This is a genomic window from Terrabacter sp. AAH1 (assembly GCF_054456855.1).
Genome location: NZ_JBTJJV010000001.1, coordinates 535,634 through 552,160, shown reverse-complemented (window position 1 = coordinate 552,160; position 16,527 = coordinate 535,634). Strand labels below are relative to the sequence as shown.

General features: G+C 72.8%; 14 protein-coding genes. 7 read left to right on the top strand and 7 right to left on the bottom strand.

Features of this window, described 5'->3' with window-relative positions:
- Window positions 1–48 precede the first annotated feature (48 nt).
- The 5 genes from ACXR8F_RS02600 to lysX form a co-directional block, all read right to left on the bottom strand.
- Window positions 49–1,737, bottom strand: coding sequence for an alpha-amylase family protein (locus tag ACXR8F_RS02600; RefSeq protein ID WP_458798601.1), 1,689 nt, complete (start codon window positions 1,735–1,737; stop codon window positions 49–51).
- Window positions 1,734–2,750: a TIGR03885 family FMN-dependent LLM class oxidoreductase gene (locus tag ACXR8F_RS02595; RefSeq protein ID WP_458798600.1), complete on the bottom strand. Its 1,017-nt coding sequence runs from the start codon at window positions 2,748–2,750 to the stop codon at window positions 1,734–1,736. The genes ACXR8F_RS02600 and ACXR8F_RS02595 overlap by 4 nt, the downstream gene beginning before the upstream one ends.
- A gap of 100 nt (window positions 2,751–2,850) precedes the next feature.
- The gene (locus ACXR8F_RS02590; RefSeq protein WP_458798599.1) at window positions 2,851–3,855 is read right to left on the bottom strand and encodes an SGNH/GDSL hydrolase family protein; all 1,005 of its coding nucleotides are present in this window, start codon (window positions 3,853–3,855) and stop codon (window positions 2,851–2,853) included.
- Window positions 3,848–4,963 carry an alpha/beta hydrolase gene (locus ACXR8F_RS02585; RefSeq protein ID WP_458798598.1) on the bottom strand — a complete coding sequence of 372 codons (1,116 nt, stop codon included), beginning with the start codon at window positions 4,961–4,963 and terminating at the stop codon, window positions 3,848–3,850. The genes ACXR8F_RS02590 and ACXR8F_RS02585 overlap by 8 nt, the downstream gene beginning before the upstream one ends.
- On the bottom strand, window positions 4,954–8,283 hold the full coding sequence (gene lysX, locus ACXR8F_RS02580; RefSeq protein ID WP_458798597.1) for a bifunctional lysylphosphatidylglycerol synthetase/lysine--tRNA ligase LysX: 3,330 nt from the start codon (window positions 8,281–8,283) through the stop codon (window positions 4,954–4,956). Before lysX ends, ACXR8F_RS02585 begins: the two co-directional genes overlap by 10 nt.
- Before the next feature lie 178 nt (window positions 8,284–8,461).
- On the opposite strand from lysX, the gene ACXR8F_RS02575 reads away from it, so the two are divergent.
- Genes ACXR8F_RS02575 through ACXR8F_RS02565 form a run of 3 tightly spaced genes read left to right on the top strand, consistent with a single transcriptional unit; the run spans window position 8,462 to window position 12,620 of the window.
- Window positions 8,462–10,015, top strand: a complete 1,554-nt coding sequence (locus ACXR8F_RS02575; RefSeq protein ID WP_045191958.1) for an FMN-binding glutamate synthase family protein — start codon at window positions 8,462–8,464, stop codon at window positions 10,013–10,015.
- Window positions 10,016–10,027: 12 nt separating this feature from the next.
- Window positions 10,028–11,749, top strand: a complete 1,722-nt coding sequence (locus ACXR8F_RS02570; protein ID WP_458798596.1) for a thiamine pyrophosphate-dependent enzyme — start codon at window positions 10,028–10,030, stop codon at window positions 11,747–11,749.
- 13 nt (window positions 11,750–11,762) lie between these two features.
- The gene (locus tag ACXR8F_RS02565; RefSeq protein WP_458798595.1) at window positions 11,763–12,620 is read left to right on the top strand and encodes a class II glutamine amidotransferase; all 858 of its coding nucleotides are present in this window, start codon (window positions 11,763–11,765) and stop codon (window positions 12,618–12,620) included.
- 23 nt (window positions 12,621–12,643) lie between these two features.
- Here ACXR8F_RS02565 and ACXR8F_RS02560 read toward each other — a convergent pair whose 3' ends face one another.
- Window positions 12,644–13,258 carry a helix-turn-helix domain-containing protein gene (locus tag ACXR8F_RS02560; RefSeq protein WP_082081015.1) on the bottom strand — a complete coding sequence of 205 codons (615 nt, stop codon included), beginning with the start codon at window positions 13,256–13,258 and terminating at the stop codon, window positions 12,644–12,646.
- A 72-nt stretch (window positions 13,259–13,330) separates the two neighbouring features.
- Here ACXR8F_RS02560 and ACXR8F_RS02555 point away from each other — a divergent pair, with 72 nt between their 5' ends.
- A complete protein-coding gene (locus ACXR8F_RS02555; protein WP_045191955.1) occupies window positions 13,331–13,894 on the top strand; it encodes an NADPH-dependent FMN reductase in 564 nt (187 codons plus the stop codon).
- Window positions 13,895–13,978: 84 nt separating this feature from the next.
- Here ACXR8F_RS02555 and ACXR8F_RS02550 read toward each other — a convergent pair whose 3' ends face one another.
- Entirely contained in the window at window positions 13,979–14,470 is a 492-nt protein-coding gene (locus ACXR8F_RS02550) for a MarR family winged helix-turn-helix transcriptional regulator (protein ID WP_458798594.1), read from the bottom strand.
- 73 nt (window positions 14,471–14,543) lie between these two features.
- On the opposite strand from ACXR8F_RS02550, the gene ACXR8F_RS02545 reads away from it, so the two are divergent.
- The 3 genes from ACXR8F_RS02545 to ACXR8F_RS02535 all read left to right on the top strand — a co-directional run bounded on the left by ACXR8F_RS02545 (window position 14,544) and on the right by ACXR8F_RS02535 (window position 16,527).
- Window positions 14,544–14,726: a hypothetical protein gene (locus ACXR8F_RS02545; RefSeq protein WP_458798593.1), complete on the top strand. Its 183-nt coding sequence runs from the start codon at window positions 14,544–14,546 to the stop codon at window positions 14,724–14,726.
- A 133-nt stretch (window positions 14,727–14,859) separates the two neighbouring features.
- Entirely contained in the window at window positions 14,860–15,186 is a 327-nt protein-coding gene (locus ACXR8F_RS02540) for a hypothetical protein (RefSeq protein WP_045191952.1), read from the top strand.
- Window positions 15,187–15,270: 84 nt separating this feature from the next.
- Complete coding sequence (locus ACXR8F_RS02535) at window positions 15,271–16,527, top strand: D-arabinono-1,4-lactone oxidase (RefSeq protein ID WP_045191951.1); 1,257 nt, start codon at window positions 15,271–15,273, stop codon at window positions 16,525–16,527.

Below are 16,527 nucleotides of genomic sequence, written 5' to 3'. Positions count from 1 at the left end.
CCTACCCGTCGCGGCGGCTCGACCATCGCCGGCGTGACAGCGCTGCCCTCAGATCCCGGGGTCCTGGCCTTCCGCGACGACGAGCAGCCACCGGTACCCGTACGGCTCGATGTCGAGCTCGACGGCTCCGCCCGCCCCGACCTCGGTCTCACGGCGCTCGTCGAGGACGTCGATGAGCCGGGACCCCGGCGCCACGTCGGGCAGGGTCAGGGGGACCACGGCGCCGTCCGGGCCGAAGTTGTGGAGACCGGCCATGGCCCAGTCGTCCGTGCGGCTCAGGTGGGCCAGGGTCGAGGCCACCGGGTGCTCGAGCACCTCCACCGCGGCCCAGCCGCTCTGCGGCAGCTGCCGGTAGCGCCGCACCAGCCCGCGGATGAACCACCACAGCGACCCGGCGTCGCGGCGCTGGTCGGCGACGTTGACGTGGTCCGGGCCGAAGAGGCCGTCGGGCATGGGGCGGGTGAGCCGGCGGGCGGGGGCCGTGGAGAACCCGCCGCTCGGTCCCCTGTTCCACTGCATCGGACTGCGCACCGCGAGACGGCCGGGGATGTCGAGGTTCTCGCCCATACCGATCTCCTCGCCGTAGAAGAGCACGGGGGTCCCGGGCAGCGAGAACATCAGCGAGTAGACGAGGCGCAGGCGCCGCTCGTCGCCACCGACCATCGGGGGCAGCCGCCGTCGCAGCCCGCGGTCGTAGAGCTGCATGCCGGGGTCGGGCCCGAAGGCGTCGAAGACCTCGCGGCGCTCGGACGTGGTCAGCTTGTCGAGGGTGAGCTCGTCGTGGTTGCGCACGAAGCTGGCCCACTGGCTCGTCACGTCGAGAGCCGGTCGCTCGCGCAGCGCGTCCGCGAGCGGGGCCGCCTCGCCGCGGGCCAGCGAGAGGTACATCCGCTGCATCCCGATGAAGTCGAACTGCATGTTGAGCCCGTCGCCGTCGTCGCCGCCGAAGAAGCGCCGCTGCTCCGGGTAGGGCAGGTTCACCTCGCCGAGCAGCACCGCGTCGCCCGCCCGTCGGGTCACGAAGGAGCGCACGTCGCCGAGGTAGCGGTCGGGGTTGAAGGCCTCCTGGTCGGCGTCGTCGACGCCCGGCACACCGTCGCGCGCGAAGAGGAAGGGCACCGCGTCCACGCGGAAGCCGGACACCCCGAGCTCGAGCCAGAAGCCGAGGGTGCGCGAGATCTCTTCCTGCACAGCCGGATTGGCGACGTTGAGGTCGGGCTGGTGCTTGTAGAAGTGGTGGAGGTAGTAGTCGCCGGTCTTCTCGTCGCGTTCCCAGATGCTGTCCTCCTGGTCGGGGAAGACGACGTCCTTCTTGCTCGACCTCGGCTTGGTGCGGCTCCAGACGTAGTAGTCGCGGTAGGGGTCCTCGCGGCTGCGGCGCGCCGACCTGAACCACGGGTGCTTGTCGGACGTGTGGTTCATGACGAAGTCGACGATGACCCGTATGCCGTGGGCCCGGGCCGTGCGGACGAGCTCGACGAAGTCGCCCAGCGTGCCCAGCCTCGGGTCGACCCCGAAGAAGTCGGTGATGTCGTAGCCGTCGTCCTTGCGGGCGGTCGGATAGAAGGGCATGAGCCAGAGGCAGGTGACGCCGAGGTCGGCGAGGTACTCGATGTGGTCGGTCATGCCGCGCAGGTCGCCCACGCCGTCGCCGTCGGAGTCGTGGAAGGTCTCGACGTCGGCGCAGTAGAGGACGGCGTTCTTCCACCAGAGGTCGCCGGTGTCGCTGACCCTCATCGCGATGCCCCCTGCCTGACCTCGAGGCTGGGAACCGCGGTCGGCGCAGGCCTGCTCGGCTCCAGCTGCGGCAGCACGTGCTCGGCAAAGGCGTCGATGAACGGCGCCTGGTGCTGGCCGACGAAGTGGAGGTAGAGCTCGTCCCAGCCCATCTCGACGTACTCGTGAAGCCACTGTGCGTGCTGGGCGAGGTCGGCCGAGACGAGCACCGACTCGCGCACCTTCTCGGGCGGCACGAGCTCGCCGATGAGGTCGAAGGCCTCGACGCTCTCGGTGTCCCAGGCGACCGGTGGTCCCAGCACGTTGCTGCGCCACTGGTCGTGGGCGGTGGAGAGGGCCTCGTCCTCCGTGGGCGCCCAGCTGAGGTGGATCTGGAGGCGCGCTGGGCCTCGGCCACCGGCGTCCCGGTAGGCGGCGAGCACCCGTCGCAGGGTGTCGCTCGGCTGGTTGACGGTGATGAGGCCGTCGGCCCAGGCAGCGTGTCGGGCCGCCGTCTCGGGCGTGACCGCCGGGCCCACGAGGTCTGGCACCGGATCGGGCAGGGTCCACAGGCGGCCGCGGTTCACCGTCACCAGCCCGTCGTGGCTCACCTCCTCGCCGTGCAGCAGCCGCCGGATGACATCGACGCACTCGACGAGCCGGGCGTCGCGGACCTCCTTGCGGGGCCACTCGGCTCCGGTGACCCGCTCGTTGGCGGCCTCGCCCGAGCCGAGGGCCGCCCAGAATCGGCCGGGGAACATCTGCCCGAGGGTCGCGATCGACTGTGCCACGACGGCCGGGTGGTAGCGCTGCCCGGGTGCGTTGACCACCCCAAATGGGAGGGCCGTGGTGGCGAGGGCCGCGCCGAGCCAGCTCCACGCGTAGCCGGACTCGCCCTGCCGGGTGCTCCAGGGCACGAGGTGGTCCGACGACATGCCGGCCGTGAACCCGGCGGCCTCGGCCGCCTGGACGTCGCGCAGCAGCTGCGCCGGGGCGATCTGCTCGTGCGAGCAGTGGAATCCGATGACCGTCATGCCTACCCACGCAACCGCACCTCGGCCCCGTCGTCAACGGTCGAGCCGTGGGTGCGCTTGTGCGAGTTAGGGTCTCGTCGAAACGGGTATGTCCGGAGGTTCATCGCGGCAGGCCACGCCAGACCGCGACCGCCCCGTCGTCGGCCAGGCTGTCGATCACGGCGGTCCGCAGCAGCGTGTGGCCGGTGGCGTTCGGGTGGTCGCCGTCCCCGAGCAGGTCGCCGGTCGGGTCACGCTCGCCCGACTCGCCCTTGAGCGGCGTGTAGGCGTCGACGTAGACCGCGCCGGTGCCCGCCGCCACCTGCGCGACGGTCGAGTTGACGAGGCGCGTGAGCGCGTCGCTGCCGAGCACGAAGTCGGAGCCGAGGGCGCGGCCGACGGCGCCGTCGAGCGTCACGTTCCAGTAGCCGAGCACCGCGATGCGCAGGTCGGGACGGGTGTCGACCAGCCTCACGCCGTGCATGATCCGGGTCAGCCCGTCGCGCAGGCCGGCGAGCGTCGCCGACCAGCAGTCGGAGGTGGCCGCGGGCAGGCACGCCTTGTCGGCCACGCCGCCGAGGTCGAAGTCGTTGGCGCCCACCTGCACCATGACGAGGTCGGCGCCGGCCAGGTGCTCCCGCGTCGGGAAGGTGAGCAGGTCGTCGGCGACGTCGGTCGTCGTCCAGCCGCCGGTCGCGTCGTTGTGCACCACCCAGGGCCGCTGCGTGAGGCGTTCCAGCTGGGTGCCGACCTGCTCGACGTAGCCGGTGCAGCCGCACGTGTCGGCGGACGGCACGGAGTCGCCGAGACCGACGACCGTCAGCGGTCCCGGTGGCGTGGGGGAGGGGCGAGAGCTGGCGTATGCCGTCCCGCCGGCCCCGCCGGCCCCGCCGGCCCCGCCGGACGCACCCGTCGCGCTCGCCCTCGCGCCCACGCCGGCGGCGCCCGAGCCGGGCCCGGGTCCCGTGCCGGGCACGACGCCGGTGACGACCAGCGCGACGAGGACGACGAGCCCGAGGACGGCTGCGACGACGTGGTGCGAGCGGGGGCTGCCCGTCCGGGCCGACCACCGAGCCGACCGTTCCGCGGACGCACCTGACGGCATACGCGACCGCTTGTCAGGCACGGAAGCCCGGCAGCGTCTGGGCCAGCCACGTGAGGGCGGCGGGGATGAACGGGCTGAACACGCCGTCGCGGTGGCCTCCGTGGGCGAGCACGGTGCCGGCGACGTCGAGCGGCGCGCGGGCTGCGCTGAGGAAGCTCGAGGTGCTCGGGTAGGAGAGCTGGTCCTCGCGCGACGTGAGCACCCACATCGCCAGGGGTGGGGGATCGGTCCGCGCCATGGCGACGAGGTCGTAGGCGCGCTGGGTGCGGCTCGTCAGGGGGTCGTAGGCGCGCGAGAAGTCGGGCCGGAAGTAGCCCAGCAGCACGATGGCCGCGCCGAAGACGTCGGGATGGCGCATCGAGACCGAGGCGGCGCACCACGCCCCGTAGGAGTAGCCGATGGTCGCCCAACCGGATCGCGCCCGTTCGACCCGGAAGTGGCGGACCGTCCAGGCGGGGATGTCGCGGGCGAGCCACGTGTCGGTCTGCGGCTGGCCCGGCGCGCCGTCGACGCACTCGGTGTCGAGCCCGGCGGGGGTGTCGATGCGGGGCACGACGACGATGGACGGGGCCATCCGGTGCTCGAGGGTGAGCGTGTCGATGTCGGAGAGGAAGCCGAGCCGGAGGAAGCTCTTCGGGCCGCTGGGAAAGCCGTGCAGGCCGACGATGACGGGGTAGGTGCGACTCGATCGGGGGTCGTAGCCGACGGGGAGGTGGACGTACACCTGGCCCTCGGCGTGAGAGCGCCCGGCGACGACGGTGTAGGTCTGCAGCCGGGAACCGGGCTGGGGCAGCGGTGGCAGGGTCACGGGCGTCGTCACCCCGCGCAGACCCGGTCCCTTCACCGATGCCACGACCGCCTCGCGCGGCGTGCCGCCGTGGTGCACGTCCAGGGCCGGCGACCGGCTCCCGAAGAGGTCGCCCCAGCTCGAGTAGAAGAAGTACTGGTCGTTGAGGGCCGCGCCGCACAGGGCGACGACGAGCACGTTGAGCAGCAGCACCTGGGCGGCGCGCACTGCCAGCCGGACCGGCGGACGCCCGATGTGGGGGACACCGGCGACGACCAGTCCGAAGAGTGCCAGTGCCAGCACGGCGAGGACGACGACGAGGCTCGTGTCGGTCAGCTCCACGAGGGACTCCGGTGGTCCGCCAGGGGCCGGATGAAGGGGAAGGTGAGGATCGAGCGGATCGGGGTGTTGGTCAGCAGCATGACGAGCCGGTCGACGCCGATGCCGAGCCCCCCGCTGGGTGGCATCCCGAGCTCGAGGGCGAGCAGGAAGTCCTCGTCGACCTCCATCGCCTCGGGGTCGCCGGCAGCGGCCCTGAGGGACTGCTCGGTCAGCCGGGCTCGCTGGTCGACGGGGTCGGTGAGCTCGCTGTAGGCCGTGCCGATCTCCATGCCGGCGACGACGAGGTCCCAGCGCTCGGCCAGTCCCGGCTCGGAGCGGTGAGGGTGAGCGAGCGGTGAGGTCTCGACCGGGAAGTCCGTGTAGAACGTCGGCCGCACCGTGCGGGGCTCGACGAGCGTCGCGTAGAGCTCCTCGAGGACGGCGCCCGCACCCATGTCGGGGCGCAGCCGGACGCCGTGCACGTCGGCGAGCCGGAGCAGCTCGTCCATGTCGGTCTCCAGCGAGACCGGCCGCCCGACGGCCTCGGAGACGGCGGTCAGCACGGGCACGACCCGCCAGGGCCCGCTCACGTCGACGAGCTCGGCGGAGCCTGGGCCCGTGCGCAGCTCGTCGGCTCGCGGAAGGGGCAGGGCCTCGCGGCCGTGGAGGGTCCGGGCCGCCTCCTTGACGAGCCGTTCCGTGAGGCGGCGCATCGTGGTGTAGTCGGCGTGCGGCCGGTAGACCTCGAGGGAGGTGAACTCGGGGTTGTGCGTCGCGTCGGCCCCCTCGTTGCGGAAGTTGCGGCCCAGCTCGAAGACGGGCCCGAGCCCCGCGACGAGCAGCCGCTTGAGGTAGAGCTCGGGGGCGATGCGCAGCGAGAGGTCGACGCCGTACGCGTTGATGAACGTCCGGAAGGGACGCGCGGTCGCGCCGCCGTGCACCGTGTGGAGCATCGGCGTCTCCACCTCCAGGAAGCCGTCGCCGCTGAGCGTGCGGCGGAGCGACCCGACGACGGCCGACCGCTGGCGGAGCAGATCGAGCCCTTCGGGGTGCGTGAGCAGGTCGATCGACCGCTGGCGCGCGCGGGCGGTCGGGTCGTCGAACGAGCGGAACGGCACGGGGTGCAGGGACTTCGCCTCCATGCGCCAGCCGTCGGCGAGCAGGCTGGGGGTGCCGGCTCGCGACCGCCCGGTGACCCCGTCGACGCGCACGAGGTCGCCGACGTCGACGACCGCCGTGAGCTGGTCGAGACAGCGACGGCCGATGACCGCCGCATCGAGCAGGACCTGGAGCTCGTCCCGGCCCTCGACGAGGCGGAGGAAGACCACGCCGCCGTGGTCGCGCAGGTCACGCACCCGGCCCACCACCGAGAGCCGGGTCGGTTGCTGCCAGGCGCCGGGTGGCAGGGCGCCGACGGACGTGGTGGGGCCGGCCGCCGCGACCGGGTAGGCGTCCAGCCCGGCGGCACGCATCCGGTCGAGGGTCGCCGCGCGGTGCCGGAACTGGTCGGTGCGTCGGGGGCCCAACGCGGCGGGGTCCGGCGCAAGGGTCTCGGCGGCGACCTCGTCCAGCTCGGCGAGGTGCTCGGGGTCCAGTGAGCCGCCGGTGCCTCGAGGGCCCGGCCACGGCACGAAGCCCTCGACGGCCGCGGCCGCCACGGCGACCTGCGGCAGCGACACCGCGTCGTCGTAGCAGAGGAAACGGGGCTCCCACGCGGGCTCGAACTTCTCGTTGGACCGGTAGAGACGCTCGAGCTGCCAGAAGCGGTCGAGCCGTCCCAGCACCGAGGCGCCGACCCGGGTGAGGGAGCCCGAGCCGAGGCGCTCGGCGTCCTCGAAGACGGCGCGGAACATGCAGAAGTTGAGCGAGACCCGCCGCAGCCCGAGCTGCGACGCCCGGTCGAGCAGCTCGCTCACCATGAGCTCGGTGACACCGTTCGGGGCCTCGGGTGACCGCCGCATGACGTCGAGCGAGACGCCGCGGCGGCCCCACGGCACGAGGCCGAGCACGCCGACGAGCGCCGGGCCCGCCTGCCCGGCCAGGTGGGCCGTCACGAGCAGGACGTCCCCATCGGACGGGTCACCCTGGCGACCGAGGGCCATCGAGAAGCCGCGCTCGGTCTCACCGTGGCGCCAGTCGTCGACGCGCGCGACCACGTGGGCCAGCTCGTCCCGCGCCAGGTCGCGCTGGCGACGCACCTGCACGGTGACCCCCGCCCGGGCCGCGCGCGTCGCGGCGTGACGGACCGGGGACAGGGAGGCCCGGCGCAGGTCGAACCGGGCCGGGTCGAGCACCGCCTCGTCGCCGAGCCGCAGCACACGCATCCCGCCCGATGCGGCATACGCCCGTGCGCCGCGCTCGCTCGTGCCCAGCACCGCCGGGACCCAGCCGAACTCGCGCGCCTCGGCGCGCCAGGCCTCGATCGCCGCGCGCCAGCTGTCCGGGTGCCCGACGGGGTCGGACGAGGCCAGCGACACACCCGCGAGCACCCGGTAGGTCACCGCCGCTCGGCCGTCGGGCGAGAAGACGGAGGCCTTGTCGCGGCGCGTGGCGAAGTAGCCGAGCGAGTCGTCGGCGCCGTGCCGCGCGAGCAGGCGCCGGAGGGCGATCTCGCGGTCGGGCGACCACCGGCTGCCTGGTCTGGCCGACGCCAGGAACAGGGCGACGGTCGTGAGGATGGTGAGGCCGGCGCAGGCCGCCACGGCCTCGACGACCCATTCGGGCACGCCGACGAGGGCGCGGCGCGTCACCCCGCCGAAGGCGGCGAGCACGGTGCCGACGATGGCATCGACCTCGGAGCGGGGTGCTCCGACCACTCCGAGCAGGGCCCACGCCAGAGCGACCGTGACGGCGCTGCCCACCACCAGCGCCGCCAGGGCCACCCACCACGACCCACGCTGCAGCCGGCCGGTGAACGCCTCACGGATGCGGCGCAGCCACCAGAGGGCGGCGACGGCCACGACCATCGAGGCGATGTCGAGGCCCCTGCCCAGGTCGCCGCGGCTCTCCCACATCCGGACGAGCGGGAGGCGGGCGGCAGGCACGAGCGCGACCACCCCGACGTAGAGGCCGAGCACCTGGAAGAGGGCGACAAGCCAGAGCCCGATTCGTTTGCGTCCCAGAAGGGCTCGCGTGACCAGCGCGAGCACCACGACGGAGACGAAGGTGCGTGCCACGGGGACGTTGAACAGGCCGAAGAGGTCCTCGCCGGCCACCGGTCCGGGGCGGCGGCGGGCCACGAGGGTCAGCACCAGGGCGACGAGCGTGGCTGCCGCGTGGACGGCGGTGAGCAGGCGTGCGGAACGGTGGGGAGCCGGCGGCCCCGACTGACGGGTGCCCATGCGGCCGAGGATCCCGTGCCCGGCTCCGCGCTCGCTGGACGGTCGCTGGACGTCTCCTGTGCGACGCGCGGCGTGCAGCAAACGCTCAGGTTGCTCGGGTGCGGTGGTGGGTATCGCCAAGGAGCGGACCCGTGTTCTCGCACGGGACGGCCTCGGCAGCGACGGTGAAGGAGTTCCCATGCCCGGTGGCAAGCGCGTCAACGGCCTCGGCGCGGTCGCGGGAGGTCTGGGAGCCGGCATCGTCGCGCTCGGCTCGTGGGACCTCCTGCAGAAGAAGCACACGATCCTGCGCCGATACCCGGTCATCGGGCACCTGCGCTACCTCCTCGAGGGGATCCGGCCCGAGCTGCAGCAGTACTTCATCGAGCGCGACTGGGACGGCAGGCCGTTCGACCGTGACACGCGCTCGGTCATCTACGAGCGGGCCAAGGGCATCCACGGGGAGAGGCCCTTCGGCACCGAGCTCGACGTCAACGAGGTCGGCTACGAGTACCTCGTCCACTCCGTGGCCCCGACCGACCCGCCGGAGCACCCGGCCCGTGTCGTGGTGGGCGGTCCCGACTGCTCGAAGCCGTACGCCATGGCGTTGCTCAACGTGTCGGCGATGAGCTTCGGGGCCCTGTCGGCCAACGCGATCCGTGCCCTCAACAAGGGCGCCGCACTAGGTGGTTTCGCGCACGACACCGGCGAGGGCGGTCTCTCGCCCTACCACCTCGAGAACGGTGGAGACATCGTCTGGGAGATCGGCACCGGCTACTTCGGGGCTCGCACGAAGGACGGCGACTTCGACCCGGACTCCTTCCGCGAGAAGGCTGCCCACGACGCCGTCAAGTGCGTCTCGCTCAAGCTGAGCCAGGGCGCGAAGCCCGGCATCGGCGGCGTGCTGCCTGCCGCGAAGGTGACGAAGGAGATCGCCGACATCCGGCAGGTGCCGCAGGGGGAGAAGTGTGTCAGCCCGTCGTCGCACCGCGTCTTCCACACACCCGTCGAGCTCGTCGAGTTCATCGGCCGGATGCGTGAGCTCGCGGGCGGCAAGCCCACCGGCTTCAAGCTGTGCGTCGGCTCGCGCGTCGACGTGCTCTCGATCTGCAAGGCGATGCTCGAGGTCGGTACGGCGCCGGACTTCATCGTCGTCGACGGCTCCGAGGGAGGCACAGGCGCGGCTCCGCTGGAGTTCGAGGACCACGTCGGCATGCCGCTCACGCACGGCCTCATGACGCTGCACAACGCCCTCGTCGGCGTCGGACTGCGCGACCGCATCCGGATCGGCGCGAGCGGCAAGGTCGCTGCGGGCAACGACATCGTCAAGCGGCTGGTCCAGGGCGCGGACTACACGAACGCCGCCCGCGCGATGATGATGGCGGCCGGCTGCATCCAGGCCCAGCGCTGCCACACCGACAAGTGCCCGAGTGGTGTCGCCACCCAGAACGCCCGCCGCGCAAGGGCGCTCGACGTCGGCGACAAGAGCGTGCGCGTCCAGCGCTACCAGGAGGCCACGGTCGCCTCGGCCACGAAGATCATGGCCGCCATGGGGGTCACCGACCCGTCGCAGCTGAACCCGCACCACCTGCGCCGCAACGTCAGCGCGACGACGACACTCTCGTACGCCGAGCTCTACGAGTGGCTCGAGCCGGGGCAGCTGCTCGCCGAACCGCCACGGGACTGGGCCGCCGACTGGAGCGTCGCCACGCCCGACCGTTTCGCGCCGCACGCCTCACCGAGCCACCTCTGAGGAAGGACCCTCATGACCACTGTCGCCGAGCACATCGTCACCGCCCTCGCGGACGCCGGCGTGCGCCAGGTCTGGGGCGTCGTCGGAGACGCCCTCAACCCGCTCACCGACGCCATTCGCCGGGACGACCGGGTCGAGTGGATCGGGGTGCGCCACGAGGAGGTCGCCGCCTTCGCGGTCAGCGCCCAGGCCCAGCTCACGGGCACCATCGGCGTGTGCATGGGCACCGTCGGGCCGGGATCGATCCACCTGCTCAACGGGCTCTACGACGCGAAGAAGTCGCACGCGCCGGTGCTGGCGATCTGCGGACAGGTGCCCAGCCCCGAGATCGGCACCGACTTCTTCCAGGAGGTCGACAACGACACGCTCTTCGCCGACGTGAGCGTGTGGGCCCACACCCTCAGCGCCCCGGCGCAGCTGCCGCACCTGCTCGAGCAGGCCGTCAACGCCGCGTACGCGCAGCGCGGGGTCGCGGTGCTCACGGTGCCGGGGGACGTCGGCGACCTCGACGTGCCGAAGCACGCGACGACGCCCGTCTTCGCGCCCACGCCCGTGGCGGCCGCCGCGCCCGCCGACGCCGTACGCGGTGTCGCGGACCTGCTCGGCGGCGACGGCGCCGTCACCCTGCTCGTCGGGTCCGGTGCCCGGGAGGCTCGCGCACAGGTGCTCGAGCTGGCCGACGTGCTCGCCGCGCCGATGGTGCTCACCCTCAAGGCGAAGGAGGGGCTGGAGCGCGACAACCCCTTCGAGGTGGGCCAGTCGGGCCTCATCGGCAACCCGGCCGCCGCCAAGGCGATGGACTCCTGCGACGTGCTCGTCCTGCTCGGCACCGACTTCCCCTACCGCGACTGGTACCCGACCGGGAAGGTCGTGGTCCAGGTCGACTCGCGTGGTGAGCACATCGGTCGCCGCACCCCGGTCGGCCACGCGCTCGTCGGAGACGCGAAGGCGACGCTCGAGGCGCTGCTCCCGTTGCTGTCGCGACGCGACGACCGGGCGCACCTCGACACGGCGGTGAAGGCGTACCGCTCCTGGCACGAGCGGCAGCGGGCGCTGCTCGACCCCGACCACGACTCCTCCCTGCTCGGCCGGGCCAGGGCGGTGTTCGACAACCCCGACGTGCGGATCCGCCCCGAGGCGCTGGCCGCGGCCGTCGACCGACTGGCGCCGGACACGACGATCTTCACGAGCGACACCGGGATGTCGACCGCGTGGCTCTCCCGCTTCGTCACGATGCGCGGCACCCGGCGGCTCGTCGGCTCCTACAACCTCGGCTCGATGGCCAACGCCCTGCCGATGGCGCTCGGCGCGCAGGCCCTGGACCGCAGCCGGCCCGTCGTCTCGTTCTCGGGTGACGGCGGGCTCATGATGCTGCTCGGCGACCTGCGCACGGCGGTGACGCACGAGCTGCCCGTCAAGGTCGTCGTGTTCGACAACGGCCGCCTCGGCATGGTCAAGCTCGAGCAGGAGCAGGGCGGGCTGCCCGAGTTCGGCACCGAGCTCGACAACCCCGACCTCGCCGCCGTCGCCACGGCCATGGGTCTCGCCGCTCGACGGGTCACCGACGCCGACGAGCTCGACGACGCGGTGGGGTGGGCGCTGGCGACCGCCGGCCCGGTGCTGCTCGACGTCGTGACCAACCCCGACGAGGTGGCGGTGCCGCCCAAGCCGACGCTCGCGCAGGGCTGGGGCTTCGCGATCGCGAAGTCGCGCGAGGCCCTCGAGAGCCGCTGACCGGGCGCCGGGCGTGTGCCGTCTCTTCGGTCTCACCGCGGGGCGCACCCGCGTCCGTGCCACCTTCTGGCTGCTCGACGCCCCGGACAGCCTGTCCGCGCAGTCGCACGCCAACCCCGACGGGACGGGACTCGGCACCTTCGACGAGCAGGGGCGCGCTGTCGTCGAGAAGCAGGCGCTCGCGGCGTGGGACGACACCGCCTTCGCCCGTGAGGCGCGTGCCCGCACGAGCGCGACGTTCGTGGCCCACGTGCGCCACTCCTCGGGTGCCGCGGTGCGTCCCGAGAACACCCACCCGTTCGAGCTGGACGGCCGGCTCTTCGCGCACAACGGCGTCGTCGAGGGGCTCGACGTGTTGGACCGGCACCTCGGCGACGACCGGCGACGGGTCCTGGGCGACACCGACTCGGAGCGGCTCTTCGCCCTCGTCACGCGCGAGACCGAGGCTGCCGGTGGCGACGTCGCGGCGGGCGTGACCGCGGCGCTGCGATGGGTCGCGGCAGAGCTGCCCGTGTATGCCGTCAACGTCGTCCTGACGATGCCGCACCGTCTGTGGGCGGTGCGCTACCCGGCCACGCACGCGCTGTGGGTGCTCGAACGCCACGAGCCGCGGGGTCGGCTCGACCACCGGTCGGCCGCCGGCACCCGCGTCGTGTCCCACGAGCTGTCGGACGCCCCTGCCGTCGTCGTGGCGAGCGAGCGCCTCGACGACGACGACCGGTGGCGCATGCTCGAGCCCGGGGTGCTGCTCAGCGTGGACGAGCACCTCGGCGTGACCGAGCTGCCCGTCATCGACGACGAGCCGCGGCACGCGCTGACCCTGCAGGACCTCGGTGCGGCAGCCGCGTCCCAACGTCCGACGGGTGGGTGACCGAACCGTCCGGTGGGGGTCGGTCAGCAGCCCGCGACGACGCGCCCCACGAGGTCGGTCCAGGCGGCGAGGATGCGCTCGCGGCTGACGCCGGCCTCGAGCTGCTGGCCCACGATCGTCACGTCGAGCGGGGCGAGCAGGGCCATGGCGAGCAGTGGGAGGTCGCCGGTCACGCCGAGCTCGGTGAGCAGGTGACGCACGTGCACGGTCCAGAACGCGACGGCGGGACCGGAGCGCCCGTGTCGGCCGGCCGCGGCGACCATGAGGTCGGCGCTCGTGATGGTGCGGTCGAGACGGGAGGCGCCGAAGGCGAGCAGCCGCTCGAGAGGAGGGGCGCCCGGGCCGAGCGGAGGCGGGCCCGAGATGACCCGGCCCTGCCAGCGTGCCTCGGCGTGGTCGAGCAGGGCCGTCATCAGGCCGGCGCGGCTGCCGAAACGGCGGAAGACCGTGCCCTTGCCCACCCCGGCCTCGGCGGCGACGGCATCCATCGTCACGGCCTCGACCCCGTCGCGGTCGACGAGCCGATGGGCGGCGTCGAGGAGCAGCTCGCGGTTGCGCGCTGCGTCGCGTCGCTCGGGACGCTCCGGATGGGCGTGCAGGTCGAACGTGGTTCGCTCGACCGACGGCTCCGTGGACACGGACGTGATCCTAGGCGGGTGGCTGCAGGGCGGGCTCGGAATAGAAGCGGACCACAGTCCGTTTAGGTGTCCATGACTTCCACGCCCAGCCCCAGCACCCCCACCCGCGTCGCCGTCCTCGTCGGCAGCCTTCGCGCCGACTCCGTGAACCGCCGCATCGCCGAGAGCCTGCGCGACCAGGCGCCCGCGGGCGTCGAGGTCGAGATCGTCGACGGTCTCGCCGCGCTGCCGTTCTACAACGAGGACGTCGACGGCGAGAACGTCCCGGACGCGGCGGCCGCGCTGCGTGCGACCGTCGCCGGCGCCGACCGCGTGCTCGCGGTGACGCCCGAGTACAACGGCACCATGCCGGCCGTGCTCAACAACGCCATCGACTGGCTCTCGCGTCCCTTCGGCCAGGGTGCCATCGCCGGCAAGCCCTTCGCCGTCATCGGCGCGACGCCGACGCCCTACGGCGGCAAGTGGGCCCACGAGGACGCGCGTCGCTCGGCCGGCATCGCGGGTGCCGTCGTGCTCGACGAGGTCGTCGTCTCGCAGTCGACCATCGACACCGACGTGCTCGGCGACCCGCAGGTCTTCGGCCGTCTGCGCGACGCGCTCGGCGCTCTCGTCGAGCACCAGGTCGAGGCCGCCTGAGCCTCCGCCCTCGGTACCCCTCGACTCTCCGCCGTCGCTCTGACGCAGCAGGGCCCCGCCGAAACCGGCGGGGCCCTGCTGTCGTCAGCCCGGCGGGGTGGTGGCGGCGATGACGCGGGTCAGCGCCCCGTGCAGCGCCTCCAGCTCGGCGAGGTCCATGCCCAGCGTCTCGACGATCTGGGGTGGCACCTGAAGGGCCTTGGTGCGCAGCCTGCGTCCGCGCTGCGTGAGGGCGATGGCGAGGGCCCGGTCGTCCTCCGGGTGGCGGTCGCGGGTGACGAGCCCGGCGGCCTCGAGCCGTTTGAGCAGCGGTGACAGGGTGGCGGGCTCGAGGCTGAGCAGGCGGCTGATCTCGCGGAGCGTCAGTGGCGACCGCTCCCAGAGCGCGAGCATCACGAGGTACTGCGGGTGGGTCAGTCCGAGCGGTTCGAGCACCGGGCGGTAGAGGCCGATGACGTTCCGGGTGGCGACGGCGAGGGCGAAGCACACCTGCTGGTCCAGGCGCAGGAGGTCATCGGGTGGACCGTCGGTCGGCTGTGCGAGGTCGTCGCGTCGGGTGGCGGTGGGCGGGGTCATCTCACCTCGTCGTCGGAGCGGTACGCGTTTGCCTGTACACTAACAGTTAGCACACTAACTATGGAGGCAGCGCGTGGCGCGTTCGAAGTCCAAGGGACTGTCCGTCGGATACCGCATCGGCTACCGGCTGCGCATGATCGGCCTGACGATCTTCGGCCCGGCCCAGCTGGGCGAGGGCAACGACCCCAAGACCCGCCTCGCGCGTGAGCGTGAGGCCCGGGTGACGGCGGCCGAGGCCGCCCGCGAGCAGCGCTGACCGCCGACGCCTCACGACGGCGCCGACCTCCGAGCGCCGAGATGCACCCGCGGAAGCGGTTCCGCGCATGGGCTCCTCGCCGGCCCCCTACGGGAGTACCGTCGAGAGCATCGGACCGCTTCCGGGAGGTGCCATGGGTGATCGCGTAGGAATCTTCGTCCTGTTCGGTGTCATCGTCATCCTCGTCATCGGCTTCATCATGGTCGAGCCGCGACGCGCCGGTCGCAAGGGTGACTCGATGGACTCCATGAACTCGCATCGCGACCGCACGGAGCAGGAACGTCGCGACCACCCCGAGGGCGCGGAACGCTCGCACCTCGTGGGCAACCCGCCGGTCGACACGATCAGCCCCGAGGGCTGGGGCGTGGCGACACCCGGCGAGGGGGCCGAGCCCGAGGAGCTGCCCGAGGACGTGCACCCCGAGCTGCACCAGGACCGCTCGCACCGACGCCGCCACTAGCCGCGGCGCGCGGCGAACGCCCGGCCACGCGGCCGCGGCGCCTGCTCGTCGAGCCCGGGTGGGGCCCCTTGCCAGACTGGGCCCATGACGGACGTGACGGCGGAGAAGAACTGGGCCGGCAACCACACCTACCGTTCGCGCATCGAGCGAGTGCGCTCGGTCGAGCACCTCCAGGAGCTCGTCGCCGCGGCGCCGCGCGTGCGTGCCCTGGGGTCGCGCCACTCGTTCACCGACCTCACCGACATCACCGACGTCGACGACGGGGTGCTGGTGTCGCTGACCGACCTGCCGACCACGGTGGAGGTCGACCCGGCGACCCGCACGGCCCGCGTGACCGGGCGGGCGGCATACGGCGACGTCGCCACGCAGCTTCATGCGGCGGGCTGGGCGCTCGGCAACCTCGCATCGCTGCCCCACATCTCGGTGGCCGGTGCAGTCGCGACCGGCACCCACGGGTCCGGCATCGAGAACGGTTCTCTCGCAACGGCGGTCGCGTCCATCGACATCGTCGGGCCCGACGGCGAGGTGCGCACCGTCAGCCGCGGCGACGCCGACCACCCGGGCAGCATCGTGTCGCTTGGCGCCCTCGGGGTGGTCACCGCACTCACCCTCGACATCGAGCCCACCTACGACGTGCGCCAGGACGTCTACACCGGACTGGGCTGGGAGTCACTCGTGGAGAACATCGAAGAGGTCACCCGAAGTGCCTACAGCGTCAGCCTGTTCACGCGGTGGACCGACGCCGGCATCGAGCAGGTCTGGCGCAAGAGCCGGGTCGACGAGGCGCCGCTCGACCTGCACGGGGCGCAGCCGGCCGCGCGCACGCTGCACATGCTGGAGGGGGCGCCCACCGAGTCCGTCACCGAGCAGGGCGGCGTGTTCGGCCCGTGGCTCCACCGGCTGCCGCACTTCCGCATGGAGTTCACGCCGAGCCGCGGCGAGGAGCTGCAGAGCGAGTACCTGCTGCCCCGCGCCGAGGCCCTGGCCGCGGTCGAGCGGCTGCGTGCGCTGGGCCCGCGCCTGGCGCAGGTGCTGCAGGTGTGCGAGCTGCGCACCGTCGCCGCCGACGAGCACTGGCTGAGCAGCTCCTACGGTCACGACGTGCTCGGGGTGCACTTCACGTGGGTGCGCGACGAGGAGCGGGTGTATGCCGTCCTGCCCGCGATCGAGGAGGCGCTGCTGCCGTTGGGTGCGCGCCCGCACTGGGGCAAGTGCTTCGTCGCGGGGTCCGACGCCATCGCACCGCTCTACCCGCGGATGGGCGACTTCCGCGCCCTGCGCGACCGGGTCGACCCCGAGCGCGTCTTCGGCAACGCCTGGCTCGACCGCGTCATCGGCTGA

What these genes read in the sequence shown, in the direction of transcription:
- lysX (WP_458798597.1), bottom strand. Translation starts at nt 8,283, where the DNA reads ATGGGCACCCGTCAGTCGGGGCCGCCGGCTCCCCACCGTTCCGCACGC.
- ACXR8F_RS02540 (WP_045191952.1), top strand. Translation starts at nt 14,860, where the DNA reads ATGGGTGATCGCGTAGGAATCTTCGTCCTGTTCGGTGTCATCGTCATC.
- ACXR8F_RS02600 (WP_458798601.1), bottom strand. Translation starts at nt 1,737, where the DNA reads ATGAGGGTCAGCGACACCGGCGACCTCTGGTGGAAGAACGCCGTCCTC.
- ACXR8F_RS02595 (WP_458798600.1), bottom strand. Translation starts at nt 2,750, where the DNA reads ATGACGGTCATCGGATTCCACTGCTCGCACGAGCAGATCGCCCCGGCG.
- ACXR8F_RS02550 (WP_458798594.1), bottom strand. Translation starts at nt 14,470, where the DNA reads ATGACCCCGCCCACCGCCACCCGACGCGACGACCTCGCACAGCCGACC.
- ACXR8F_RS02575 (WP_045191958.1), top strand. Translation starts at nt 8,462, where the DNA reads ATGCCCGGTGGCAAGCGCGTCAACGGCCTCGGCGCGGTCGCGGGAGGT.
- ACXR8F_RS02570 (WP_458798596.1), top strand. Translation starts at nt 10,028, where the DNA reads ATGACCACTGTCGCCGAGCACATCGTCACCGCCCTCGCGGACGCCGGC.
- ACXR8F_RS02555 (WP_045191955.1), top strand. Translation starts at nt 13,331, where the DNA reads ATGACTTCCACGCCCAGCCCCAGCACCCCCACCCGCGTCGCCGTCCTC.
- ACXR8F_RS02535 (WP_045191951.1), top strand. Translation starts at nt 15,271, where the DNA reads ATGACGGACGTGACGGCGGAGAAGAACTGGGCCGGCAACCACACCTAC.